The organism is Streptomyces barringtoniae, from assembly GCF_020819595.1.
In the GTDB taxonomy this organism is placed as follows: domain Bacteria; phylum Actinomycetota; class Actinomycetes; order Streptomycetales; family Streptomycetaceae; genus Streptomyces; species Streptomyces barringtoniae.
This window is the reverse complement of the sequence record NZ_JAJHNP010000004.1, coordinates 293,419-315,723: the sequence shown is the minus strand read 5'-3', so window position 1 is coordinate 315,723 and position 22,305 is coordinate 293,419. Positions and strand designations below refer to the sequence as shown.

Genomic DNA, 22,305 nt, shown 5'->3' with positions numbered 1-22,305 from the left:
CTGTTACGACGGCACCTCGTCGCCGAGCAGCGCCAGGTTCTCGTGGCCGGTGTGCTTGCCGTCCGTGGTGGGGACGGGTGCGGGGCCGTAGGTGCTGTTGCCCTCGGCGGAGTAACGGACGGTGAAGTTGTCCCAGGTGAACGCCGAGGCGCCGTGGCCGGCCGAGAGCGAGGACTTGGGCGTGTCCTGTTGGACGACCTTCGGGTTCGGTGACGATGCCCGCCTTGACGCGGTTGTAGCCGTCGGTCCAGCACTCCGTCAGGTCGGCCTTGTCGAAACCGAGTCGTACAGGTACATGATGGCGAAGTAGCCGGTGTCCCCGGGGACCTTCGTCCTGTCGTCGATGGTCTTCAGGGCCCCGACGGGAATTCCGAGTTGCTTTCCGTCGACCTCGCCGACCTTCGTCACGCCCTCCCGGAAGTGATCCAGGGTCAGGTTGCCTGCCTGCGCCTGTGACTTGAGGGCGAGCAGAATTCCCCGCTTGTCGTACTTCCGAAGAAAGGTGACGGCATTTTGGAAAACGTCCGGGGGATTTCCGCCGGCGGCCTGGGTCTGCAACTTCTCCAGAAGGACGCGTACGTCTGGAAGTCGGTCTTGACCTTGATCTTCGGGCACTTCTTCTCGAAGAGGGCGATTGTCCGGTAGATCTTCTTTGCCCGCTCCTCGGCGCCGCACCAGGAGTAACGGATCGTCACCGTCCCGTCCCCGGAACGGCTTCCGCCTCCGCACCCGGTCGTCGCGGCGAGCCCGAGCGCGGCCGCCGAGGCCCCGGCCGCCTTCAGGATCGTACGCCTCTCAGGATTCCTGCTGGTTCCCATGGTCGGGCCCTCCTCCCGACGTCGTCTCCGCCGTCACGAGCATCGTCATGAATCGGTTCAAGTAGCGCTTGCTGGCACGAGTTACGGAGGGGTCGGGGGTGCGTCAATGATTCGGACAGGATTTTCTTGCGGGCGGGGCGGCGCGGGGGTGACGTGGCGGCTGTTCTCGCAGGTGGGGGCGGCGTGACCGACGGGCCGAACGGGCGGTGCGGGGGCTGCGGGGCGGGTGAGGGGTGCGAGTGGGGGCCGATGGAGGGGTGCGGGGGTGGGTGGGGGTCGGCGGTGGGGTGCGAGGGCGGCTGGGGTCCAGCCGTGAGGGGGGCGGCCGTGAGGAGGCAGCCGTGTGGGGGCAGCCGTGAGGGGGCGGCTGTGAGGGGGTGAGGGTCGGCAGCGAGAGGGTGGGGTGGCCGGTTGCCCGGACGATCGACGCGGGGCGGCCGGGTGTCGGGCGGAACGCTGCGGGGTGGCCGCGTGCCCGGCCGATCGGCACGCGGCCGGCCGGAGACCAGGCAGAACGGGTGCAGGACGAGCGGAACCCAAGCGCCACGGGGGCAGGACGAGCGGAACCCAAGCGCCACGGGTGCGGGGCGGGCGGAGCTCAGGCGGAACTGGTGGCCGGAGCTCGGGCGGGTAGGGAGGCGAGCCAGTCGATCAGGATCCGGTTCGTCTCCTTCGGGCACTCCTGCTGGACGAAGTGGCCGCAGCCGTCGAGGACGTGCGAGCCGAGCAGGCCGGGCAGGGTCTCGGGGTACGCCTCGACCGCGTCGGCCAGCCACGCGAGCGAGGCGTCCAGCGCGCCGCCGATGAACAGCGAGGGCTGCGTGATCGGGGCACCCTCGTGACCGGCCAGGTCCGCCCAGTCCCGGTCCATGTTCCGGTAACGGTTCAACGCCCCGGTCATCCCGGTGCGCTCGAACTCCCCGGCCAGGAAGTCGAGGTCGCCCTCGCCCAGCCAGGCCGGCAGCGGGCCGGTGGGGAAGCGTTCGCGCAGGGTGCCGCCGCGGCCGACGAAGTGCGGGTCGGGGGCGCCCGGCGCCGCCATGGTGCCTGCGGACAGGGCGGCGTGGAAGCCCGCGATCCAGCCGCGCACGTCCGGCTCGATCTCCGCCTCGGCCCGGCCCGGCTGCTGGAAGTACGAGACGTAGAACTCCTCCTCCCCGCCCATCCGCGCGAAGACTTCGCTGGGCCGCGGGCCGCCGGGCGGGGTGTACGGCACGCCGAGCAGGGCCACGGCCCGGAAGACATCGGGCCTGGTCAGGGCGGAGGTGGCAGCGATCGCGGCGCCCCAGTCGTGCCCGACGACCACCGCGGCCTCCTCCCCGAGGGCCTCCACCACGGCGACGTTGTCCGCCACCAGTTCGACCATCCGGTACGCGTCCACGGCCGCCGGCTTGGACGAACGGCCGTAACCCCGGACGTCGACGGCCACGGCGCGGTAACCGGCGGCGGCCAGGGCCGGCAACTGGTGCCGCCACGAGTACCAGGACTCCGGGAACCCGTGCACCAGCAACACGAGGGGGCCGCGGCCCTGCTCCACGAGATGCAGGCGGCCGGCTGGGGACGGCACCAGGCGGTGGGCGGGGGCGGGGGTCTTGGGCGCGGGTGTGGGGCCTTCCGGGGTGGTCTCGGGTGGCATGGGGACTCCTGGGCGCTGGTGGCGTGGCGGTTCTTCGGAGTTCGATGGCATGGGGAGTTCGATGGCGTGGGCAAGCGGGCCAGGTACGGATCGGGCCGAGCGATGCGAAGGAGGTGGCGGCGGGCGGCTTGTGGACGCGGCGCGACGGCGACCGGGCGGCCGCGCCGGTGCGATGGCGGTCGGTGTCGACGATGGTGCGGTGGGCGAACCGGTGAGCGCGAGTGATGTTGCCGGTTCGGCAAAGGGCGAGCTGCTCACGCGGCCTCGGCGCAAAGAAGCTCCGCACGACCTGCAGCGGCATCGATCGCCGGCCTCGGCGGAGACCCGGGAGCCGTCACTCGCATCCGGAGTCGGAGCACGGGGCCCGCAGCCGGCACTCGCACCCGGAGGCCAACCGGGTCGGAAGCGCATACGCCGACGGCCCACCTGCTCTTTCGCAGGTGGGCCGTCGGTCCGGGTGGGCGATACTGGGTTCGAACCAGTGACCTCTTCGGTGTGAACGAAGCGCTCTCCCACTGAGCTAATCGCCCGGGCGCAGGAAGAACATTACCCCATGTCAGGCGGTGCTTCCGACCAAAGGCCGGGGCGCCGGGGCGACCGGGCGGCGGAGTCGGGTCACTGATCCTTGATCTTCCATGGCATGACAAGGCCGAACTTCGACACGTAGATCCCGGCGAGCCCGGCAACGATCACGAGCCCGATCACGGTAAGCGTGATGTTGCGACGGCGCACCCTGGGATCGAGGGCCCGCTGCGCGGCCTCGGTGACCTTGCGCTTGGTCCAGCGGAGCACGAGCTGTGCCCAGACGAACTCGGTCGCCCAGATCGCCATGCCGCCGAAGATCACCACCCAGCCGGGTCCCGGCAGCGGCAGCATGACGATCCCGGCGACGACGACCGCAAGGCCCACCACGAAGACACCGACCTGCCAGCTCAGGTGCAGCAGTCGGCGGGCCTTGATGAATTCCGGCGCCCGTGAGCCCAGCCCGTCGCCCGCCCCGTGTCCGGTCTGCCCGGCTTTCTGCCGATCCGTTCTCGCCTTGTCCGCCGCCACGACGACCTCGCCCGGCTCGTCACTCCCCGTATTCATACAGACAAACCCTACCGGAGTGAATCCAGTCACTGGAATGGTCGTAGATCTCGTACGAGTTCTCGGCCGGAAGAGTTACGTAAAGACACGCAAAACACTCAGAGGGGTTTACAACGGCATCGTAGGTGGCATGTCGATTTCGCCGACGTGCGAATCCCCGAGCGCACACTGAGCGAAAGGCCCTGGCGCTTATGAACACCACGGTCAGCTGCGAGCTGCACCTGCGCCTCGTTGTGTCGAGCGAGTCCTCCCTGCCTGTCCCCGCAGGCCTGCGGTACGACACGGCCGACCCCTACGCCGTGCACGCCACCTTCCACACCGGAGCCGAGGAGACCGTCGAGTGGGTGTTCGCCCGCGACCTCCTCGCCGAGGGGCTCCACCGGCCCACCGGGACCGGCGACGTCCGTGTCTGGCCGTCGCGCAGCCACGGTCAGGGCGTCGTGTGCATCGCCCTCAGCTCCCCGGAGGGGGAGGCCCTGCTCGAGGCCCCGGCGCGGGCCCTTGAGTCCTTCCTGAAGCGAACAGACGCCGCCGTGCCGCCCGGCACGGAACACCGGCACTTCGATCTGGATCAGGAGCTCTCGCACATCCTGGCGGAGAGCTAGGTCGCGGCCGAAAGCAGCCCGGCGCCGTCCACTCGGGGAGACGGCTCGGGCCAAGACAACCGCATACGGCACAACCCGGCGCCGTCACCGTGAGTGATTCACGTGGACGGCGCCAACCTGCGCGCCCGGTTCCGCCATGGGTATGACCTGCGCACGCCGCCCCGGGCGGGAACCACCTCGGGCGCGGAGGCGTTCTACCGGCAACCGAGGTCGGACGGAGTCCGGTGCGGTGGGCGGGGTTGTCGCTACCATCGGCCACCATCGGCGGGCGTCCGCCCGACCCTCAGGCCAGGGAGCGAAACGTGCTGATCACCCACGACACCCGGTGCGCCCTCGACACCGTGGTGGATCTGGTGAACACCGCGCCGGAGGACGACGCGGCGGCCGACGGACTGCCCGATGTCCCGGCTCTCGCGGATTTCGTACGAAACCACGAGATCAGCGATGTCGGTGTGCTGTCGGAGTTCGATCTCTCGGCGGTGCGCAGGGTCCGGGGGCGCTTCGCGGCGATCTTCGCCGCGACCGACGCCCGCTCCGCCGCCGGGCTGATCAACGAGCTGGTCGCCGCGGCGGGCACCACCCCGCGTCTGACGGACCACGACGGCTACGACTGGCATGTGCACTACTTCGCACCCGGCGCCTCCGTGGCCGACCATCTCGCCGCCGACTGCGGAATGGCGCTCGCCTTCTTCGTGGTGGCCGGGGAGCAGGAGCGGCTGCGGCGCTGCGAGGCACCGGACTGCCGGCGCGCCTTCGTCGACCTCTCCCGCAACCGCTCGCGCCGCTACTGCGACAGCCGCACCTGCGGCAACCGACTGCACGTCGCCGCGTACCGGGCCCGCCGCAAGGAAGCGACGGGCTGACGTTCCCCGCCGACCCGCCGGCAGCAAAGACCGGCAGGGGGGCGACGTCGGTCCCGGCGGGTGGCGCCGGGACGGACGTGTACGGCTCACAGCAACAGCAGGTCGTGCAGCGCAGCCATGAGGAGCAGACACCCGATCACCGCAAGGAAGATCATCAGCGGTGGCTGGGATAGGGCGAAAAGGCACCCGCGCGGCTCGTCCTTCGGCGGCGCGGCCTCGCTCTGTCTCGTGTCCAGCATCTCGCCGCAGATCATGGCGTACGACGGGCCCCGTGCGCGATCAACCCACCCGCGGGATGCGGGAGTTGCCGCATATCGCGCCGTCTCGCCCGACTTGCTTCGAGTTGTGAACGATTCGGGATGTCCGCGCGACGCTCTGTGTCGTTTCAGTCCGAGGGGGTCGGTCCGGGAGCGAGCGCCGACGGGGTCATGTCGGCACCCCGCGGCCTGCGGCCGTCATATGCCGTGCTTCTTGAGGATGGCCTCGATGTCGCTGAAGTCGTCGGAGGAGCCGGTGGCGCGCGGGGCGGTGGCCGAGCCGGTCGCGGGCCGGGTGCCCGGGCCCAGGGAAGGCGCGGAGGCCCCCGGGGCCACAGCCCCGGTCCGGTCGTCGCCGCGGGCCGCCTTGCGCTCGGCGCGGGTGCCACCGCGCCGGCGTTCGACCGCCCGGGTGCCCGCGAACAGGAGCCAGGCCGCGCCCAGCACCCCGAAGCCCGCCCAGGCGGTGGGGCTGAAGGCGGTGTCGGCGAGCCAGCCGACGACTCCGGTCATCACCAGGCCCACCGGCACCAGCGAGTAGGCCGCGATGCGGGTCGCCGCGAGGAAACGCTTGCGGTAGGCCGTGACCACCGCGATGCCCAGGCCCGCCGCGGACACGGCGGAGCAGACGGTCTCGGCAATCATCCGGTCCTCCTGGCGGGCTCGGTCGGGTGGCAGGCGACGCTCGGCGGACGCGGCACACCGGGCCGCCTCCGTCCCCTCCATCCTGCACCGGCCGGTCCTCTCGATGCCATGCCCCCACGGGACATCAGGGACATCTCCGGGTCCTCTCCTACTGGAGTGCCGCTGCGGCGCCCCACAGCCGTACCGGCCCGTGCCGAGCCGAGCCGTGCCGAGCCGTGCCGTGCCGTGCCGTGCCGTGCCGTGCCGTGCCGTGCCGTGCCGCAAAGAGCCGTACCGTCCCGAGCCGTACCGTCCCGATTGGGTCGCCCGCGTCCGGCCTGGGAGACTGGTCGGCATGAGCGACTCCTCCCCCGCACGCACCGATGCCCTGGTCCTCGACGTGTGGTGCGAGCTGCAGTGCCCCGACTGCCGCACCGCCCTGGACGACGTCCGCGCCCTGCGCGCCCGCTACGGCGACCGGCTGGAGCTGCGGCTGCGGCACTTCCCGCTGGAGAAGCACAAGCACGCCTTCGCCGCCGCGCAGGCCGCCGAGGAGGCGCTGGCGCAGGGCAAGGGCTGGCCGTACGTGGAGGCCGTGCTGGAGCGCGTCGAGGAACTGGACCGCAGGGGCGAGTCCTTCCTGGTCGAGGTGGCCCGCGAACTCGGCCTGGACGACGAGGAGTTCGACACCGCGCTGATCGACGGCCGGCACATCCTGATCGTGGACGCCGACCAGGCCGAGGGCAAGGCGATCGGGGTGACCGGCACCCCGACGTACGTCATCAGCGGCGAACGCCTCGACGGCGGTAAGAGCCAGGAGGGGCTGCGCGAGCGCATCGAGGAGATCACCGACCGGCTGCTGGGCGGCCAGGAGGCCTGAGCCGCTCCGCACAACGGCCCGGTGCCTACAGCAGGGGCTTGGAGAGGGCGTGGCTCGTCGTCTCGTAGCCGAGTGACTCGTACAGCCGCTCGGCAGGGGTGTTGCCCGCGAACACGTTGAGGCCGATCACCGGCCGACCGGTCTCGATCGCCTGGCGCTCGGCCAGCAGCATGAGCGTACGGCCGTGTCCCCGGCCGCGGTGGGCCGCGTCGGTCTCGACGTCGAACACGAACGCCTTGTCGTCCCGCAGGGCCAGCCACAGCGTGCCCACCCGGGCCCCCTCGTGCTCCAGGACGCTGAAGACCATGCCGTCGGTCGCGAGACCGTGCGGCAGCAGCATCTCGTGGTCGCGGCGGGCCTTGGCGTGGGCCGTGGCCTCGGGGACGCCGCGCTCTGTCCACATGCGCGCGTAGTGCTCGCTCTCGTACGCGTGCCACGCTGCGAATTCGGCTTCGGTCATGGGCCGCGCGCTGCTGCCGGGCGGCAGTTCGGGCGGGGTGGTGCCGAGGCGTTTCTCCATGCCGCGGTTGCGCGGGGTGTAGCCGAGGGCTCCGAACATCCGCAGGGCTGTGCCGGCCGAGGCGGGCACGAGGGTCTCGATCTGCGTGCAGCCCCAGCCGCGCGCGACCTCCTCGGCGGCGAGCGCGGCCACCGTGCCCCGGCCGCGCCGCCGGTCGGGCTCGGCGATCCGCAGGTCGATGACGCGGGCCACCGAGTCGCCGAGGGACGGCGAGGTGCCGAGGTGGATCTCGCCGACCGGGCGGCTGTTCACGCACACCTGGTAGCGGCGCGAACGGGTGCCGTCGGCGTTGTGCTGGAGCGGCTCGGTCGGCCGCAGGGTCGTGGTCATCACCGGTGTTCTACCCGCGGCCGACCGTCAAGTCAGCCCGTTTTCCGGTACCGGGTACCAGGCTCCGCAGGCCGGGCCCTGGTCCGGCTCAGGGGTCCAGGTCCTGCCCGGACCGCTCGTCGAAGATCCGCATGGCCTTGGCGGTCACCGGGCCCGGCGTGCCGGGCAGCTCGCGGTCGTCGACCCGGTGGACGGCCTGGACGTCGCGCAGGGTCGAGGTGAGGAAGACCTCGTCGGCACGCCGCAGGACGTCCAGTGGCAGGTCGGTCTCCTTGGCGCCGGTCCACTCGACGGTCAGCGCGCGGGTGATGCCGGACAGGCAGCCGGAGGCGACGGGCGGGGTGTGGATCTCGCCGTCGAGGACGACGAAGACGTTCGACCCGGTGCCCTCGCAGAGCTGTCCGACCGTGTTGCCGAACAGCGCTTCCGAGGCGCCGTGTTCATGGGCGCGGGCGAGGGCGACGACGTTCTCGGCGTACGAGGTGGTCTTCAGGCCGGTGAGGGCGCCGCGCTCGTTGCGGGTCCACGGGACGGTGATCACGGCGGTGGAGTCCGGGCGGCGAGTGGTCTCGCCGAGGGCGACCACGAGGGTCGGGCCGTGCTCCCCGCGGTCGGAGCCGAGCGGGCCGTGGCCGCCGGTGTAGGTGATACGCAGCCGGCCGAGCGGCATCGGGTTCGCCTCCAGGACCGCCGCGCAGGCCTCGCGGACCACGTCGTGGTCGGGGTCGGGCAGGCCGAGGCCCCGGGCCGAGCGGGTCAGCCGGTCCAGGTGCCGGGTGAGGGCGAACGGCCTGCCGTGAACCGCCTTCACCGTCTCGAAGATGCCGTCGCCGACCGTCAGCCCGTGGTCGAAGACGGAGACACGGGCGGAGTCCAGGTCCCGCAGCCCGCCGTCCAGCCAGATCTTCATGCGAACACACCTCCACTCGCGTCGTACGAGCCCGACGCTACCGCGAGCAGCCGGGACGCCTTCAGCTCGGTCTCCCGCCACTCGCCCTCCGGGTCCGAACCCCAGGTGATGCCGGCGCCGGTGCCGAAGCGCAGCATCCCGGCCTCCCGGTCGATCCAGAAGGTGCGGATGCCCACGGCCAGCTCGCCGGTGCCCCGGTCGGCGTCGACCCAGCCGACGCCGCCGCAGTACGGGCCGCGCGGGGCCGTCTCCAGTTCCTCGATGATCCGCAGGGCACTGGACTTCGGCGCGCCGGTCACGGAACCGGGCGGGAAGGCGGCGGCCAGCAGGTCCGGCCACCCGGCCCCGTCCCGCAACTCGCCGCGCACGGTGGAGACCAGGTGGACCAGGCCGGGGTGCTTCTCCACGGCGCACAGATCGGGGACGCTCACGCTGCCGGTGGCGCAGACACGCCCGATGTCGTTGCGGACCAGGTCCACGATCATGACGTTCTCGGCGTAGTCCTTCTCCAGCAGGTCCGCCTCCGTGCGTCCGGTGCCCTTGATCGGTCCCGACTCCACGACACGCCCGACCCGGCGCAGGAACAGTTCCGGCGAGGCGGTGGCGATCTCCACGCCGTGCTCCGGCAGCCGGATCGTCCCCGCGTACGGCGCCGGGTTGCCGCGGGCCAGCAGGCCGGTCAGGGCGTCCACGTCGGCGTCCGGGGCGACCGGCGCGGACAGCACCCGGCAGAGATTGGCCTGGTAGACCTCGCCGGCCGCGATGTACTCCCGTATCCGGCGGACGCCCGCCGTGTACGCGGTCCGGTCCAGGGAAGTGGTCCACTCCCCCGCCCCCGGACCCCGCCAGCCGCCCGGCACCGGCGCGGGCACCGGCTCCTCGCGCACGTCCGCGAAGCGGGCGCAGGTCAGCCGCCCCTCGAAGTCCGCACAGACGGCCCAGAAGCCCGCGGACTCCAGGGCGGCAGGATCGCTGGTCACATCGAGGAGGCCGGTGGCGACGCGGTCGCCGAAACGGGCCAGGGCAGGGAGGCCGGAAGGGTGGTGCAGCACGTGGTCGAGTCTAGGTCGGGTGTCCGACGGGTGGCCCGGGGATGTCCTGGAGGGGGCTCCGGCCGCGGGGTCCGCCGGGGGCAGCGCAGCACGCTGCGCAAACGCGTTTTTGTGCTGGCCCGGGAATCCGCTAGAGTTCAACACGTCGCCGGGACGCGCAAGCGGACCGAAACGACAGGCGGACGTAGCTCAGTTGGTAGAGCGCAACCTTGCCAAGGTTGAGGTCGCGAGTTCGAGCCTCGTCGTCCGCTCGAAGGAAGAGGGGTCATCCCGATCCCCTACACTCCTGGTGGAGTGGCCGAGAGGCGAGGCAACGGCCTGCAAAGCCGTCTACACGGGTTCAAATCCCGTCTCCACCTCCAAGGACGATTAGCTCAGCGGGAGAGCGCTTCCCTGACACGGAAGAGGTCACTGGTTCAATCCCAGTATCGTCCACTGGATCTTCTCGCAAGATCCACGGGTCTTCTCGGAGATCCCCGCCCGCGCGATTAGCTCAGCGGGAGAGCGCTTCCCTGACACGGAAGAGGTCACTGGTTCAATCCCAGTATCGCGCACCGCCTGTGACTCCAGGGTCACGGTCTGCGGACGATTAGCTCAGCGGGAGAGCGCTTCCCTGACACGGAAGAGGTCACTGGTTCAATCCCAGTATCGTCCACACAGCAGGAAGCCCCCGGCCGTCTCGTACGGCCGGGGGCTTCTTCGTGCGCTCAGCTGGAGAAGAGCATGTGCGCCCAGCTCTTGTGGTGGCCGTGGTGTCCGTGATGGTCGTAGTGTCCATGGCCGCCGTGGTGACCGCCGTGCGGGGCACCCCAGGCGGGCGCGGGCGCCGCCGGGTACGCCTGCGGGGCGGGCGGGGCGGGCTTGGACCACTGGGCCTCCAGCTGGGTCAGTGCCTCCAGCTCGCCGTAGTCGAGGAAGATGCCGCGGCAGCCGCTGCACTGCTCGATCTGGACGCCATTGCGGTTGTAGGTGTGCATCGGCGCGTGGCACTTCGGACAATGCATGGTCGGCTCAACTCCTCGCCGGTCGGTCCTGCTTCGCGTTTCCCCAGGACAGACTCCGTCCAGCCCTGGTCGGTTGCAGCCTAGTCCCTGACTTCGGGCGCCAACTCGTGCGAAATCGGGGCCATTCGGGCACATGCGTCGACGACCGCCTGTTCCACCTCGTCCAGCGGACGGCCGGCGGCGAGGGCCTTGGCGACGGCCAGGGCAGCCGTCTGCACGGTCAGCGCGCGGGCCGGGACGTCCAGGGCGGCCCAGGGGTCGTCCTTCACGGGTACGGCCGGGCCACCGGCCCGCTGGTACGTGCCGAGGAAACGGGTCCACTCGTCCGGCGGGAGGAGCCCGCAGGCGTACCAGGCGGCGGGACGGGCGAGGTCCCAGGCCGGGACGCCGGTTCCCAGGTCGTCGACATCGATCAGGCGCCAGGGGCCGTCCGGTGCCGGATGGCGGACGAGCTGGCCGAGGTGCAGGTCGCCGTGGCAGAGGGCGGGCGGGCCGGGCATGGGGACCTCGGCCCGGGCCCAGGCGGGGAGCGCGGCCCAGGCGGCGAGGACGGGGCCGGCCGCCGGATGGGGCTCGGCGCGCAGGGCGGAGCACAGCCGGGCGACGGCGCGGGCGGCCTTGGCGGGGCCGCGCATCGGGGGCAGGCCGGCGGGCGCGGGCGTGCGGTGCAGGCGGGCGAGGAGGGCGGCGGTGTCCTCCCAGGGCGCCGCGTCCCGGTCGTCGGGGTCCACGGGAGCACCGTACGGCCAGAAGGTCACCAGGCGGCCCAGTACGGGGGCGGGGGCCGGGGAGAGCGGGGGCAGCAGCACGTCCGGGAGGCGGGCAGCCACGGCGAGGCGCCGGGCCAGCTCGGCGCGGTCGGTGCCGGGGGCGTGGGCCTTCGCGACGGTGTCGGCGTGTCGTACGACGGTGGCGTCGGGGCGGTCGGCGAGGGGCGAGCTGTCGCAGGCGCAGGGGTCGTCGCCGGTACGGTCCGGGTGGGCGACGGCTCTGACTTCTGCGGTCAGCGCGGGTATGAGGGCGGGGCTGTCTGCGGTCAACGGTGCCTCGGGAAGGTGGACTGGCACCTGAGCGTACTGGCGCCGGCACTGCAGTTCGCCAGGGGCGCGGGACCTGTATCGATGTGCGGCTGCGCCGTGTGGGCGCCACGAGCCACGACGGACCCGCATCCGGCCATGCACCGCACGCCCACGGCGAGACCCCGCGGCCGCGCCCGGAAACGGCGCATGCCGGCGCAGCTCCCCAGCTGCGCCGGCATTTGTGCCGTCCGCCGCACCCCCGTCCCCACGGGGTTTCCTGGATGGATGTCCCCGCCCGGACCGCTCTTCCGGGCCTGGGGTCGCCGCTCAGCGCCCCAGCATCGCACCCACGGACGACGCCTGTGTGGCCACCGTCTCCCAGCCGTCGCAGACGAGCAGGAGCAGGGCCGCCAGGGGAAGGGCCATGAGCGTCGCCACCAGGGGGTGGCGGCGGCCCGTCCGGCGCGGTGCGAACGCCGGGCGTCGCGGTGCCGTGTGGGCCATGGTCCCTCTCCTGACCGTGTTGGTTGTCGTCGGCAGCGGCGGGTGTCTGACCTCGGGGGACGAGTGCTGCACCCGCCGCTTGACCTCAAATCTAGGCGCGGGGCGGCTGCCGGGCGTCATGCCTTCGTATCGATTGCCGGGCCTCCCCGAGGATGAGCCACAACTCGGGACGTACTCCCCTGGGTGGAGACGCGGGTCGGGGTCTCGGGGTCTTCCCGGAAGGGTGGGCCGCCGTGTCCGGTCATTTCCGAAGCGTCCGACGGCCACAAGGAGTGACTTCGATCACTCCGGACGGGTGTGGGACATGCGCCGCGTCCGGTGTCCGGCCCGTCCCGCGCCCGGGTCCGCGACCGGTCCGCGACGGGTGCCGGACGGCCGCCCGCACCGGCACCACCTGCCGTCTGCCGACCTCAACGCCCGGACGCCGAGGACGGGTTGAGGGTACGGGCGGCTCAAGGGCCCCGTTCGCGCCTGCTTCCTGACCGCCTTTCATGTCATGCCGGCGGTCGGCACAATCCGTCCGGCCCGGAGGGCGCGGCCTCTGCGCGCAGGCGGCCGTGGAAACGTAAGCTGTGCCACGTCACAGGGACCGGGCAGCGGGGATGAACATGGCGATGATGCGCCTGAGGCGCGAGGACCCGCGCGTCGTCGGCTCGTTCAGGCTTCACCGACGGCTCGGCGCGGGCGGGATGGGTGTGGTCTACCTCGGCTCCGACAAGAAGGGGCAGCGGGTCGCGCTGAAGGTCATCCGGCCCGATCTGGCGGAGGACCAGGAGTTCCGTTCCCGGTTCGCCCGCGAGGTCTCGGCGGCCCGGCGCATTAGGGGCGGCTGCACGGCCCGGCTGGTCGCGGCGGACCTGGAGGCCGAGCGGCCCTGGTTCGCCACGCAGTACGTACCCGGGCCCTCCCTGCACGACAAGGTCGCCGACGAGGGCCCGCTCAGCGCGGCCGACACCGCGGCGGTCGGCGCGGCGCTGTCCGAGGGCCTGGTCGCGGTGCACGAGGCCGGTGTCGTCCACCGGGACCTCAAGCCGTCCAACATCCTGCTGTCCCCGAAGGGGCCGCGGATCATCGACTTCGGCATCGCCTGGGCCACGGGCGCCTCCACGCTCACCCATGTCGGTACGGCGGTCGGTTCCCCCGGTTTCCTCGCACCCGAGCAGGTGCGCGGCGCGGCCGTCACCCCGGCGACGGACGTGTTCTCCCTGGGTGCGACCCTCGCGTACGCCTCCACCGGCGACTCGCCCTTCGGGCACGGCAGTTCCGAGGTGATGCTGTACCGGGTGGTGCACGAGGAGGCGCAGCTGCACGGCGTACCGGACGCGCTCGCCCCGCTGGTGCGGGCCTGTCTGGCGAAGGACCCGGAGGACCGGCCCAGCACGCTGCAGCTGTCGCTGCGGCTCAAGGAGATCGCGGCCCGTGAGGCGCAGGGCCTGGACGGCGTACGGCCGCCGTCGCCGCGCGCCGCGGAGGCGGACCGGCCCACCGGGCGGCTCGTCGACACCTACCCCGAGCAGCAGCGCACCCAACGGCGCACCGCCCCCGGCACTCCGGTGCCGCGCGCCGGTGCGCCCGCCCGGGGTGGTGCGCCGGCGCGCGGCGGGGCACCCTCGCGGACCGGCAGCGGCCAGCGCGGCAACGGTACGGGTGCCCCCGCGCGGCCGGGCTCGGCGCGAGCGACCCCGGAGCCGCGCGGCGCCGGCCCGCGCTCGGGCGGTGGGAGCCGTCCCGCTGCCCGGGGTGGTTCCGGGCGGTCGGCGCAGCGTACGACGGGCACCGGGCTGCGGCCCGCCAATCCCCGGCTGCTGCGCCAGCGGCTGTTCGTGTTCGTCGTGGTGACGCTGCTCGTGGCGCTCGGCATCGCGGTGGCCCAGGGCTGCCAGGGCCCGGCCCGCGGCCTCGGCGACGAGGGCGGCCGACGCCAGCAGCACGCGCAGCCGGGCCGTCCGTCGGCGGACGCCGACCGGGGCATGTCCGAGCGGTACGGGTCGACGCCCGGCGGGGACTTCGGGAGCTGACCGGCGGTCCGTGAAGCGGTCCGGGGAGAGTCGGGCCGGGGAGCGGGCCGAAGGTCAGGCCTCCGGGCGGCCGCTGGTCACCGCGTAGAAGGCGACCGCCGCGGCCGCGCCCACGTTGAGCGAGTCGACGCCGTGGGACATCGGGATGCGGACCCATTCGTCGGCGGCGACCAGGGCCTGCGTGGACAGCCCGTCGCCCTCGGCCCCGAGCATCAGGGCCACCCGGTCCATCCGGTGCGGGGCCGCCTCGTCCAGGGTGCGGGCCTTGTCGTCCGGGGTGAGCGCGAGCAGGGCGAAGCCGGCCTCGCGGACCGACTCCAGCCCCTTCGGCCAGGTCTCCAGCCGGGCGTACGGCACCGAGAACACCGCGCCCATGGAGACCTTGACGCTCCGGCGGTACAGCGGGTCGGCGCAGTCGGGCGACAGCAGGACCGCGTCCATGCCGAGGGCGGCGGCCGAGCGGAAGATGGCACCGATGTTGGTGTGGTCGTTGACGGACTCCATGACCACGACCCGGCGTGCGGAGCGCAGCAGTTCGCCGGCCGTGGGCAGCGGCTTGCGCTGCATGGAGGCGAGCGCGCCGCGGTGCACGTGGTAGCCGGTGACCTGCTCGGCGAGTTCGGGGCTCACGGCGTAGACCGGGGCGGGAAGTTCGTCGATGACGTCGCGCATGACGTCGATCCACTTGGCCGAGAGCAGCATGGAGCGCATCTCGTAGCCCGCTTCCTTGGCCCTGCGGATGACCTTCTCGCCCTCGGCGATGAACAGGCCCTCGGCGGGCTCGCGCTTGCGGCGCAGCTCGACGTCGGTCAGGCCTGTGTAGTCGCGCAGGCGCGGGTCGTCGGGATCCTCGACGGTGATGAGATCGGCCACAGGGTGATACTGCCTTGTCCTGGGTGTGCTGCCAACGGCTGGGAACGGGTGGGTTACCCCGGGTTACGCGTGATCAAGCGGTGGATGATCAGGCGGCCGGCTGCGGGCCGACCGTCACGACCTCGCCGATGACGATGACCGCCGGGGGCTTGACCTCCTCGGTCCGTACCGTCTCGGCGACCGTGGCGAGAGTGGCGTCGACGCGGCGCTGCGCGGCCGTCGTGCCCTCCTGCACCAGCGCGACCGGGGTGTCCGGCGACTTGCCGTGCGCGACGAGCGTCTCGGCGATCTTCCCGATCTTGTCGACGCCCATCAGGATCACGAGCGTGCCGGTGAGCTTCGCCAGCGACGGCCAGTCGACCAGCGAGCGCTCGTCGTCCGGGGCGACATGGCCGCTGACGACCGTGAACTCGTGGGCGACACCCCGGTGGGTGACGGGAATGCCGGCCGCGCCCGGCACCGAGATCGAGCTGGAGATGCCCGGGACGACCGTGCACGGGATACCGGCCTCGGCGAGCGCCTGGACCTCCTCCATGCCCCGGCCGAACACGAACGGGTCGCCGCCCTTGAGCCGTACGACCGACTTGCCCTGCTTGGCGTGCTCGATGAGCGCGTTGTTGATGGCCTCCTGGGCCATGAACCGGCCGTACGGGATCTTCGCCGCGTCGATCACCTCGACGTGCGGCGGGAGTTCGGCGAGCAGGTCGCGCGGGCCGAGCCGGTCGGCGATGACGACGTCCGCCGCGGCGAGCAGCCGGCGCCCGCGGACCGTGATCAGGTCGGGGTCACCGGGGCCGCCGCCGACGAGGGCGACGCCGGGGGTGCGGGTGCGGTGGTGGGGCGCCACCAGCGTGCCGTCGCGCAGGCCCTCCACCACCGCGTCCCGGATGGCGGCGGTGTGGCGGGGGTCGCGGCCGCGCACGTCCGTGGTGAGCACGGCGACGGTGACGCCCTCGCTGTGACCGGTGGCCGGGGTCCAGGCGGTCGCCCGGTCGGCGTCGTCCGAGCGCACGCACCAGACGCGGTGGCGCTCCGCCTCGGCAGAGGCCTGTGCGTTGGCCTGGGGGTCGCTGGTGGCGATGAGGGCGTACCAGGCGTTCGCGAGGTCGCCGTCCGTGTAGGGGCGCCGTTCCCAGGTGATCTCTCCCGCGTCCGCCATCGCCTCGACGGAGGGGGTCGCCTCGGGGGACACGACGACGATGTCCGCGCCGGCCGCGATGAGTGCCGGGAGGCGGCGCTGGACCACCGTGCCGGCGCCGAGGACGACCACACGGCGGCCGGAGAGGCGGAGGCCTACGGGGTAGGCGGGGTGTTCGGCCATGAGGGGCGGCTCCTCGTGCAGCTGTGCGGTGGGGGCGCGCTGCACCTTCGGAGCGGCCCTGACGTGCGATTTTAGCTATGCGCAGGGCAGAGGGCACCGGGTGGTCCGGCAGCTGAACACCGGACCACCCGTGCCGTGACGCCTACTTCTCGGTGACGCCCGCCGAATCGAAGGTCGCCACCTCGTGCATCGCCCGTGCCGTGCTCTGCACCAGCGGAAGCGCGAGCAGCGCGCCCGTGCCCTCGCCCAGGCGCAGGTCGAGGTCGACCAGCGGGCGCAGGCCCAGCTTGTTCAGGGCGGCCACGTGGCCGGGCTCGGCGCTGCGGTGGCCCGCGATGCAGGCCGCCAGCACCTCGGGGGCGATCGCGCGGGCGACCAGGGCCGCGGCGCCGGCGCTGACGCCGTCCAGGATCACCGGCGTACGCAGCGAGGCGCCGCCGAGGAGCAGGCCGACGATGGCCGCGTGCTCGAAGCCGCCGATGGCCGCGAGGACGCCGACCGGGTCGGCCGGGTCCGGCTGGTGGAGTTCCAGGGCGCGGCGGACGACCTCGGTCTTGCGGGCCAGGGTCTCGTCGTTGATGCCCGTGCCGCGGCCGGTCACCTCGGCCGGGTCGGCGCCCGTGAAGACCGAGATGAGGGCGGCCGAGGCCGTGGTGTTGGCGATGCCCATCTCACCGGTGAGCAGCGCCTTGTTGCCGGCCGCCACCAGATCGCGGGCGGTCTCGATGCCGACCTCGATGGCCGCCTTGGCCTCCTCGCGGGTCATCGCCGGGCCGGTGGTCATGTCGGACGTGCCGCCGCGGATCTTGCGGGGCAGCAGGCCGGGCGTGGCCGGGAGGTCGGCGGCGACACCGACGTCCACGACGCACACCTCGGCGCCGACCTGGCTCGCGAAGGCGTTGCAGACCGCTCCCCCGCCCAGGAAGTTGGCCACCATCTGGGCGGTGACCTCCTGCGGCCAGGGGGTGACGCCCTGGGCGTGCACGCCGTGGTCGCCCGCGAAGATGGCGACGGCGGCGGGTTCCGGGATCGGCGGCGGGCACTGCCGGGACAGGCCGGACAGCTGCGCGGAGATGATCTCCAGCATGCCGAGCGCACCGGCCGGCTTGGTCATGCGCTTCTGGCGCTCCCAGGCCTCGCCGAGGGCCTTGGCGTCGAGCGGGCGGATCTGTGCGACGGTCTCGGCAAGCAGGTCGTGGGGTTCCTCTCCGGGCAGGGCGCGGCGGCCGTACGTCTCCTCGTGCACCACCCAGGACAGGGGGCGTCGCTTGGACCAGCCGGCCTGCATCAGCTCGGGCTCGTCCGGGAACTCGTCGACATACCCGACGCACAGGTAGGCGATGACCTCCAGGTGCTCGGGCAGGCCGAGCGCGCGGACCATCTCGCGCTCGTCGAAGAAGCTGACCCAGCCGACGCCGAGGCCTTCGGCGCGGGCGGCGAGCCAGAGGTTCTCGACGGCGAGAGCGGCGGAGTACGGCGCCATCTGCGGCTGGGTGTGCCGGCCGAGGGTGTGCCGGCCGCCGCGGGTGGGGTCGGCGGTGACGACGATGTTGACCGGCGTGTCGAGGATGGCCTCGATCTTCAGTTCCTTGAACTGCTTGGCCCGGCCCTTCGGCAGCGACTTGGCGTAGGCCTCACGCTGACGCATCGCCAGTTCGTGCATGGTCCGCCGGGTGTCGGCGGAGCGGATGACGACGAAGTCCCAGGGCTGCGAGTGCCCCACGGAGGGCGCCGTGTGGGCGGCCTCCAGGACGCGGAGCAGCACCTCGTGCGGGATCGGGTCGCTGCGGAAGCCGTTGCGGATGTCGCGGCGCTCGCGCATGACCTTCAGGACGGCCTCGCGCTCGGCGTCGTCGTAGCCCGGCGCGGCCGGGCCGGTGGACTGTGGTGCTTCCGCCACGGCGGCCGTGCTCTCTTCTTCCGGGTCGGCGGCCCTGGTCTGCAGGTCCTCCGCGTGCTGTACGACGTCGGAGGCCGACGCGGGTGCGGGCTCGCCCTCGCGCGGCGCGGGCACCATGGCCACCGGCTCCTGCGCGTCCTCGATGGGGAGGACCAGGGGCTGCGGCGGGGTGGGCGCCAGGTGCGGGGTCGTGGGCACCTGGCCCTCGACCGGCACGAACTGCCCGAGCGGCTGCGCCGGGTGCGCCTGGAGCGGAACGTTGGACGGCAGCGGCTCGGCCCGCTCGGCGGTGTCCGGGTGCGCGGGGGAACCGTCGGCGGGGTCGCCCGCCGTGGCCCCGGCCTCGGCGGCGGCCGCCACCGGTGCGCCCTCGGCGGCCGGCGCGGCGAAGGGCTCGGCGGGCTGCGTCTGCGGTCCGGCGGGCGCGTCCAGGACGTGCGCGGGGGTCGTCCCTGCGGCGGCAGCGACCTGAGCGACCTGCTGGACCGTGTCCTGGGCGATCGGCTCTTCCTGGGCCTGCGGCTGCGGTACGACGGCGGGCCGGGCCGGGCCCGGCGCTGGCTCGGCCGTGGCCGCGACGGGTTCCGCCAGCTGGGGGCCCTGCGCCGGGTGGGGCTGCGGCTCCGGCGCGCCGGTGCCGTCAGCTGCGGCGGCTGCCGGTGCGGCGTCCTGCGCCGGGGAGGGTGCGGGGGCCGCTGCCTGCGTGGTCTCCGGAGCGTGGGCCGCAGCCCCGGGCTCGGGCACGGCCGCGGGCTCGGGCGCCGGTGCGGCATCGGCGGGGGACGCCTCCTGGGCGGCGGAGGGCTGACCCTCCGTCACTTGGGGCCGGCCCTCGACCACCATGCCCGGCTGCGGCTCCACGGCAACGGGACCGTTCGGGTCCGCCTGGACGGGGCTGTTGGAGTCCGGCTGTGCCGGGGCGGCGACGGCCTCGCCCTGGGCGGGGACCATCTCCTGGGCGAACTGAACCGCGCCCGGCACCTGCTGGGCGGGAGCGGGGTCCGCCGGCTCGGCGGCGCCGTGCGCGGCGACCGTCCCCGCGGCAGCCGTGGCGGCCTGTCCGGCGTCGGTGAGGGGCGCGCCCCCGCCCTGCTCCGAGGCCTCGCCGGGCCCAGCGGGAGCCGACGGCTGAGCGGGCGTGAACGGCTCGGCGCCGGTGGCCGCCCGAGCGTCGTCGGACACCTGACCGGGCACGGGCTCGCCCGGCACCGCCTGGAACTGGGCCGGGGCCTGGGCCGCATGAGCCGCACCCGGATCGGCAGGGTTCGCCGTCCCCGGCGCGGGGGCGGCGTCGGCGACCGGGGCAGCCGCAGCCGGATCGGCTGGCGCGTCGGGCTCCACGGCGGCGGCCTGCTCGGCCTCGGGCGTCACCACGGCACCCTCGGCAGCCGGGCCGGCCTCCGCCTGTGCCACGGGCGCGCCGGTACCGGCGGTACTGTCCACGGCGCCCGCAGCGTCCGCGTGCTGCGCACCGGCCAAGCCCTGACCGGCCTCGCCCGCCTCGCCGGAGAGCTGCTGGACACCCTCGGCACCCTGGCCGGGAACAGACGAGGGCACACCCTCGGGGCCTGCGGCCGCGGCAGGGTCGAAAGCGCCCCCTGGCCCGTGCCCCGCGACCAGCGGCTGGACGCCCTCGGGCACCGTCCCCGCAGGAGCCGCGTACACACCGTCGTGGGCATGCACCGGCTGTACGCCGTCGTGGCCGTGGACCACGTGCGCTGCGCCCGGTGCCGGTGCGGTCGCCTGGGTTGCGAGGCGGGCGACGGCGGCCTGGGCGGCGCCGGACGGGTCGGTCCGGTCGGCGGCGTCCGCGGCGGCCGCGGCCGGGTCAACCGTTTCGGCAGCCGGTGCCTGTGTGCCGACCTGGGCCACCGCGGCCGGTGCCGGTGCTTCGGCCTCGGCCACCGCGGCGGCGGGCGGCGCTCCCCAGGGAGCCGCGCTCTGCGGTGCCATCTCGCGCAGCGGCTGGGCGTCGAAGTACTCGGGGCCGGTCGTGGGCGGACCGGGCTGCCGTACCGGCGCTCCGGCCGGGCCGCGGTCGGCGAGGGAGCGGACCGGGCTGGCGGAGGCGTCGGGGATCGGCGGGCCGAGGTGCAGCGGACGGCGCGGCGGCTGCGGGGCGGCCGGCTGCTCCTGCGGGGCCGCGAAGACCGGCGACGGCGGCACGGACGCCGGCGCCGGGTCCGGCAGGCGGACGCCGCTGAGGTCGACGGAGCCGCTGTCGCGGCCGGCCGTCTCGTGCGGGCCCGGCTCGTGGACGGCCTCGACGACCGGTTCCGGAGCGGGTGGCGCAACCTCGTTGCCCCACGCGCCCTGGGCACCCGGCAGCAGCAGGTCTTCGTCCTCGGCGGGTGCCTCGGAGAGGTAGGTGTACGCACCGTGCGCGGCGACGCCCGGCTGCTCCACCATGCCTGCGCTCTCCGGCTGCCCCTCGGCCGGGACCTGGCCGGTGTCGGTCATGCGTACCCCTCGCCCATCGGTTTAGTGCTCCTACGACCAGCTCACCCGGAACGGCGCACCGACCGCCCGTAGTGAAGAACGAGCGTCCGTGCCCAGCGGCACGAACGACCCGCCGGAAAAGGCGACAAAGCCATTCAGTGGCATTGTCCCGGCCGTCACGCCGTCGCGACAGCATGATCCGCGACAGCCCGCTGTGGACTGCGCCACGTTGCGCGTCCTCCGGTTCCGCAGTACCACACCCACCCCAAAACGGGCGTGCTTTCCGGACATTGGCGAACGAAGTTCCGGGCCGCCCGGTGTGGCACAACGATCGGCCAGCCTACCGCGCGCAGTACGACAACAGGATCACGGGGCGCGATCCGGGAGTACCCCGGTGAGCAGGAACGCGACGCTCCGCTCGGTCTCGGTCCAGGCGCGGGTGTCGAGTTCGACGGACTGCACCAGCGCGCACTCGACCCGGTATCCGTGCTCGGTCAGGTCGCGTCCGACGAGTTCGGCCGCGTCGCGCGTGGCGGCGTGCGTGGCGATGCGCTGCGGGCGCCGGTCGGCGACCGCGGAGACCACGGCCGCTCCCCCGCCGCCGACCCGGACGACGTCCGGTTCGGGCAGGTTCTCCAGGACGTGCGGGGCGGTGCCCTGGACCACGTGGAGCTGGACGCCGTACCGGCGTGCGGCCGCGTCGGTCCGGGCGCAGGCCCCCGGGTCCCGGTCGACGGCGATGACGGCGGCTCCGGCGCGCGCGGCCTCGGCGGCGAACGCGCCGGAGCCGCAGCCGATGTCCCAGACCAGGTCGCCGACCCGGGGTCCGAGGCGGGCCAGTTGGGCGGCGCGCAGCAGCTCCGTCTCGCCCTCGCCGAGACCGCCACCGGGTCCGTCGCCGTACGACGCGTCGGGCTGCACCCAGCCGCGCGGGCCGGCGCCCGGGTCGCGCCCGGCGATCCAGCCGCCGCTGTCACCGGCTGCCACGGGTCCGCCGATGACGATCACCACGTTGGGGTCGCGCCAGGTGTGGTCGGCGGCCTTGTCGGAGGTGACGACGGTGACCTGCTCGCGTTCGGTGCCCAGTTCCTCGCAGATGACGAAGGTCCGGTGGACGCCCTCCAGCAGGAGTCCGAGTTCGGCGGGTCCGGCGCCGGGTGCGGTGAGGACGGCGACCTTGGTGTGGGCGCGGCAGACGTTCACGGCCCGGCGCAGGGTGCGCGGGTGGGCGACGACCACCTGGGCGTCGTCCCAGGGCATGCCGGCGCGGGCGAAGGCGGCGGCCACGGAGGAGACGGCGGGGACGACCTCGACCTCCAGGCCGAACTCCGGGGCGCGCAGGGTGCGTACGACGCCGAAGAAGCCGGGGTCGCCGTCGGCGAACACGACGGCGGTGCCGCGGTGCGCGGCGATCCGGCGGGCGGCGAGCGCGACGCTGCCCAGGCGGACGCGTTCTGCGGCGGGCGGGACCTCGGGCAGCGCCAGGTGGTGGGCCGCGCCCGCCACGAGCGTGGCGGCGCCGAGGGCGGCGCGTGCCGCGTCGGTCAGCGGCGAGCCGTCCCAGCCGATCACCGTGACCCGGTCGGCCATCGTCGTCTCTCCAGGTCTTCGCAGGTCGTCAGGGGTGCGGGCCCATAGCGGGC

At 73.5% G+C, this 22,305-nt stretch carries 18 protein-coding genes, 6 tRNA genes and 1 pseudogene; 9 read left to right on the top strand and 16 right to left on the bottom strand.

Going from position 1 to position 22,305, the window contains the following annotated elements:
* Window positions 1-45: 45 nt before the first annotated feature.
* From LMU33_RS08630 to LMU33_RS08615, 4 genes and pseudogenes are all read right to left on the bottom strand, one after another.
* Window positions 46-818, bottom strand: a pseudogene (locus LMU33_RS08630) (ABC transporter substrate-binding protein); the annotation flags it as partial.
* A gap of 598 nt (window positions 819-1,416) precedes the next feature.
* Entirely contained in the window at window positions 1,417-2,454 is a 1,038-nt protein-coding gene (locus LMU33_RS08625; protein WP_228618834.1) for an alpha/beta hydrolase, read from the bottom strand.
* Between the two features lie 458 nt (window positions 2,455-2,912).
* A tRNA-Val gene (locus LMU33_RS08620) sits at window positions 2,913-2,984 on the bottom strand.
* Between the two features lie 85 nt (window positions 2,985-3,069).
* On the bottom strand, window positions 3,070-3,543 hold the full coding sequence (locus tag LMU33_RS08615) for a TIGR02611 family protein (RefSeq protein ID WP_228619086.1): 474 nt from the start codon (window positions 3,541-3,543) through the stop codon (window positions 3,070-3,072).
* A gap of 191 nt (window positions 3,544-3,734) precedes the next feature.
* Between LMU33_RS08615 and LMU33_RS08610 the strand changes: the two genes are divergently transcribed.
* Both LMU33_RS08610 and LMU33_RS08605 read left to right on the top strand, forming a co-directional pair.
* Window positions 3,735-4,148, top strand: coding sequence for an SsgA family sporulation/cell division regulator (locus tag LMU33_RS08610; protein WP_004002642.1), 414 nt, complete (start codon window positions 3,735-3,737; stop codon window positions 4,146-4,148).
* Window positions 4,149-4,450: 302 nt separating this feature from the next.
* Window positions 4,451-5,011, top strand: coding sequence for a CGNR zinc finger domain-containing protein (locus LMU33_RS08605; RefSeq protein WP_228618833.1), 561 nt, complete (start codon window positions 4,451-4,453; stop codon window positions 5,009-5,011).
* Window positions 5,012-5,097: 86 nt separating this feature from the next.
* Here LMU33_RS08605 and LMU33_RS08600 read toward each other — a convergent pair whose 3' ends face one another.
* Both LMU33_RS08600 and LMU33_RS08595 read right to left on the bottom strand, forming a co-directional pair.
* Entirely contained in the window at window positions 5,098-5,250 is a 153-nt protein-coding gene (locus LMU33_RS08600; RefSeq protein ID WP_165289388.1) for a hypothetical protein, read from the bottom strand.
* Between the two features lie 216 nt (window positions 5,251-5,466).
* Window positions 5,467-5,913 (bottom strand): hypothetical protein, encoded by a 447-nt coding sequence (locus LMU33_RS08595; protein WP_228618831.1) that lies wholly within the window; start codon window positions 5,911-5,913, stop codon window positions 5,467-5,469.
* Window positions 5,914-6,247: 334 nt separating this feature from the next.
* Between LMU33_RS08595 and LMU33_RS08590 the strand changes: the two genes are divergently transcribed.
* Entirely contained in the window at window positions 6,248-6,772 is a 525-nt protein-coding gene (locus tag LMU33_RS08590; RefSeq protein ID WP_228618829.1) for a DsbA family protein, read from the top strand.
* 25 nt (window positions 6,773-6,797) lie between these two features.
* On the opposite strand, the gene LMU33_RS08585 is transcribed toward LMU33_RS08590, so the two are convergent.
* From LMU33_RS08585 to LMU33_RS08575, 3 genes are all read right to left on the bottom strand, one after another.
* On the bottom strand, window positions 6,798-7,622 hold the full coding sequence (locus LMU33_RS08585; RefSeq protein ID WP_228618827.1) for a GNAT family N-acetyltransferase: 825 nt from the start codon (window positions 7,620-7,622) through the stop codon (window positions 6,798-6,800).
* Window positions 7,623-7,710: 88 nt separating this feature from the next.
* Window positions 7,711-8,532, bottom strand: a complete 822-nt coding sequence (locus LMU33_RS08580; protein WP_228618826.1) for an aminotransferase class IV — start codon at window positions 8,530-8,532, stop codon at window positions 7,711-7,713.
* A complete protein-coding gene (locus LMU33_RS08575) occupies window positions 8,529-9,584 on the bottom strand; it encodes a chorismate-binding protein (RefSeq protein WP_228618824.1) in 1,056 nt (351 codons plus the stop codon). The genes LMU33_RS08580 and LMU33_RS08575 overlap by 4 nt, the downstream gene beginning before the upstream one ends.
* A 178-nt stretch (window positions 9,585-9,762) precedes the next feature.
* On the opposite strand from LMU33_RS08575, the gene LMU33_RS08570 reads away from it, so the two are divergent.
* The 5 genes from LMU33_RS08570 (at window position 9,763) to LMU33_RS08550 (ending at window position 10,239) form a co-directional block, all read left to right on the top strand.
* A tRNA-Gly gene (locus LMU33_RS08570) sits at window positions 9,763-9,835 on the top strand.
* A gap of 37 nt (window positions 9,836-9,872) precedes the next feature.
* Window positions 9,873-9,946: transfer RNA gene (locus LMU33_RS08565), tRNA-Cys, on the top strand.
* Between the two features lies 1 nt (window position 9,947).
* Window positions 9,948-10,019, top strand: a tRNA-Val gene (locus LMU33_RS08560).
* A gap of 47 nt (window positions 10,020-10,066) precedes the next feature.
* Window positions 10,067-10,138, top strand: a tRNA-Val gene (locus tag LMU33_RS08555).
* Between the two features lie 29 nt (window positions 10,139-10,167).
* Window positions 10,168-10,239: transfer RNA gene (locus LMU33_RS08550), tRNA-Val, on the top strand.
* Window positions 10,240-10,291: 52 nt separating this feature from the next.
* Here the strand turns inward: LMU33_RS08550 and LMU33_RS08545 are convergent.
* The 3 genes from LMU33_RS08545 to LMU33_RS08535 form a co-directional block, all read right to left on the bottom strand.
* Window positions 10,292-10,588 (bottom strand): TFIIB-type zinc ribbon-containing protein, encoded by a 297-nt coding sequence (locus LMU33_RS08545; protein WP_228618822.1) that lies wholly within the window; start codon window positions 10,586-10,588, stop codon window positions 10,292-10,294.
* Between the two features lie 80 nt (window positions 10,589-10,668).
* Window positions 10,669-11,628, bottom strand: a complete 960-nt coding sequence (locus tag LMU33_RS08540) for a phosphotransferase family protein (protein ID WP_228618821.1) — start codon at window positions 11,626-11,628, stop codon at window positions 10,669-10,671.
* 306 nt (window positions 11,629-11,934) lie between these two features.
* Window positions 11,935-12,111, bottom strand: a complete 177-nt coding sequence (locus LMU33_RS08535) for a hypothetical protein (RefSeq protein ID WP_228618820.1) — start codon at window positions 12,109-12,111, stop codon at window positions 11,935-11,937.
* Between the two features lie 602 nt (window positions 12,112-12,713).
* On the opposite strand from LMU33_RS08535, the gene LMU33_RS08530 reads away from it, so the two are divergent.
* Entirely contained in the window at window positions 12,714-14,129 is a 1,416-nt protein-coding gene (locus tag LMU33_RS08530) for a protein kinase domain-containing protein (RefSeq protein ID WP_228618818.1), read from the top strand.
* A gap of 54 nt (window positions 14,130-14,183) precedes the next feature.
* Here the strand turns inward: LMU33_RS08530 and LMU33_RS08525 are convergent, their stop codons facing one another.
* The 4 genes from LMU33_RS08525 to cbiE form a co-directional block, all read right to left on the bottom strand.
* Window positions 14,184-15,002 (bottom strand): TrmH family RNA methyltransferase, encoded by an 819-nt coding sequence (locus LMU33_RS08525; protein WP_228618817.1) that lies wholly within the window; start codon window positions 15,000-15,002, stop codon window positions 14,184-14,186.
* A gap of 88 nt (window positions 15,003-15,090) precedes the next feature.
* Window positions 15,091-16,323: a uroporphyrinogen-III C-methyltransferase gene (gene cobA, locus LMU33_RS08520; protein ID WP_228618815.1), complete on the bottom strand. Its 1,233-nt coding sequence runs from the start codon at window positions 16,321-16,323 to the stop codon at window positions 15,091-15,093.
* A 142-nt stretch (window positions 16,324-16,465) separates the two neighbouring features.
* Window positions 16,466-20,683: a nicotinate-nucleotide--dimethylbenzimidazole phosphoribosyltransferase gene (gene cobT / locus LMU33_RS08515; protein ID WP_228618814.1), complete on the bottom strand. Its 4,218-nt coding sequence runs from the start codon at window positions 20,681-20,683 to the stop codon at window positions 16,466-16,468.
* Window positions 20,684-21,028: 345 nt separating this feature from the next.
* The gene (cbiE, locus tag LMU33_RS08510) at window positions 21,029-22,252 is read right to left on the bottom strand and encodes a precorrin-6y C5,15-methyltransferase (decarboxylating) subunit CbiE (protein WP_228618812.1); all 1,224 of its coding nucleotides are present in this window, start codon (window positions 22,250-22,252) and stop codon (window positions 21,029-21,031) included.
* Between the last annotated feature and the right edge of the window lie 53 nt (window positions 22,253-22,305).

Excerpts from the sequence above, each read along its gene's own strand:
- LMU33_RS08595 (WP_228618831.1), bottom strand. The coding sequence starts at position 5,913 with ATGATTGCCGAGACCGTCTGCTCCGCCGTGTCCGCGGCGGGCCTGGGC.
- cobT (WP_228618814.1), bottom strand. The coding sequence starts at position 20,683 with ATGACCGACACCGGCCAGGTCCCGGCCGAGGGGCAGCCGGAGAGCGCA.
- LMU33_RS08590 (WP_228618829.1), top strand. The coding sequence starts at position 6,248 with ATGAGCGACTCCTCCCCCGCACGCACCGATGCCCTGGTCCTCGACGTG.
- LMU33_RS08600 (WP_165289388.1), bottom strand. The coding sequence starts at position 5,250 with ATGCTGGACACGAGACAGAGCGAGGCCGCGCCGCCGAAGGACGAGCCG.
- cbiE (WP_228618812.1), bottom strand. The coding sequence starts at position 22,252 with ATGGCCGACCGGGTCACGGTGATCGGCTGGGACGGCTCGCCGCTGACC.
- LMU33_RS08585 (WP_228618827.1), bottom strand. The coding sequence starts at position 7,622 with ATGACCACGACCCTGCGGCCGACCGAGCCGCTCCAGCACAACGCCGAC.
- LMU33_RS08530 (WP_228618818.1), top strand. The coding sequence starts at position 12,714 with ATGAACATGGCGATGATGCGCCTGAGGCGCGAGGACCCGCGCGTCGTC.
- cobA (WP_228618815.1), bottom strand. The coding sequence starts at position 16,323 with ATGGCCGAACACCCCGCCTACCCCGTAGGCCTCCGCCTCTCCGGCCGC.
- LMU33_RS08610 (WP_004002642.1), top strand. The coding sequence starts at position 3,735 with ATGAACACCACGGTCAGCTGCGAGCTGCACCTGCGCCTCGTTGTGTCG.
- LMU33_RS08535 (WP_228618820.1), bottom strand. The coding sequence starts at position 12,111 with ATGGCCCACACGGCACCGCGACGCCCGGCGTTCGCACCGCGCCGGACG.
- LMU33_RS08580 (WP_228618826.1), bottom strand. The coding sequence starts at position 8,532 with ATGAAGATCTGGCTGGACGGCGGGCTGCGGGACCTGGACTCCGCCCGT.
- LMU33_RS08625 (WP_228618834.1), bottom strand. The coding sequence starts at position 2,454 with ATGCCACCCGAGACCACCCCGGAAGGCCCCACACCCGCGCCCAAGACC.
- LMU33_RS08615 (WP_228619086.1), bottom strand. The coding sequence starts at position 3,543 with ATGAATACGGGGAGTGACGAGCCGGGCGAGGTCGTCGTGGCGGCGGAC.
- LMU33_RS08545 (WP_228618822.1), bottom strand. The coding sequence starts at position 10,588 with ATGCATTGTCCGAAGTGCCACGCGCCGATGCACACCTACAACCGCAAT.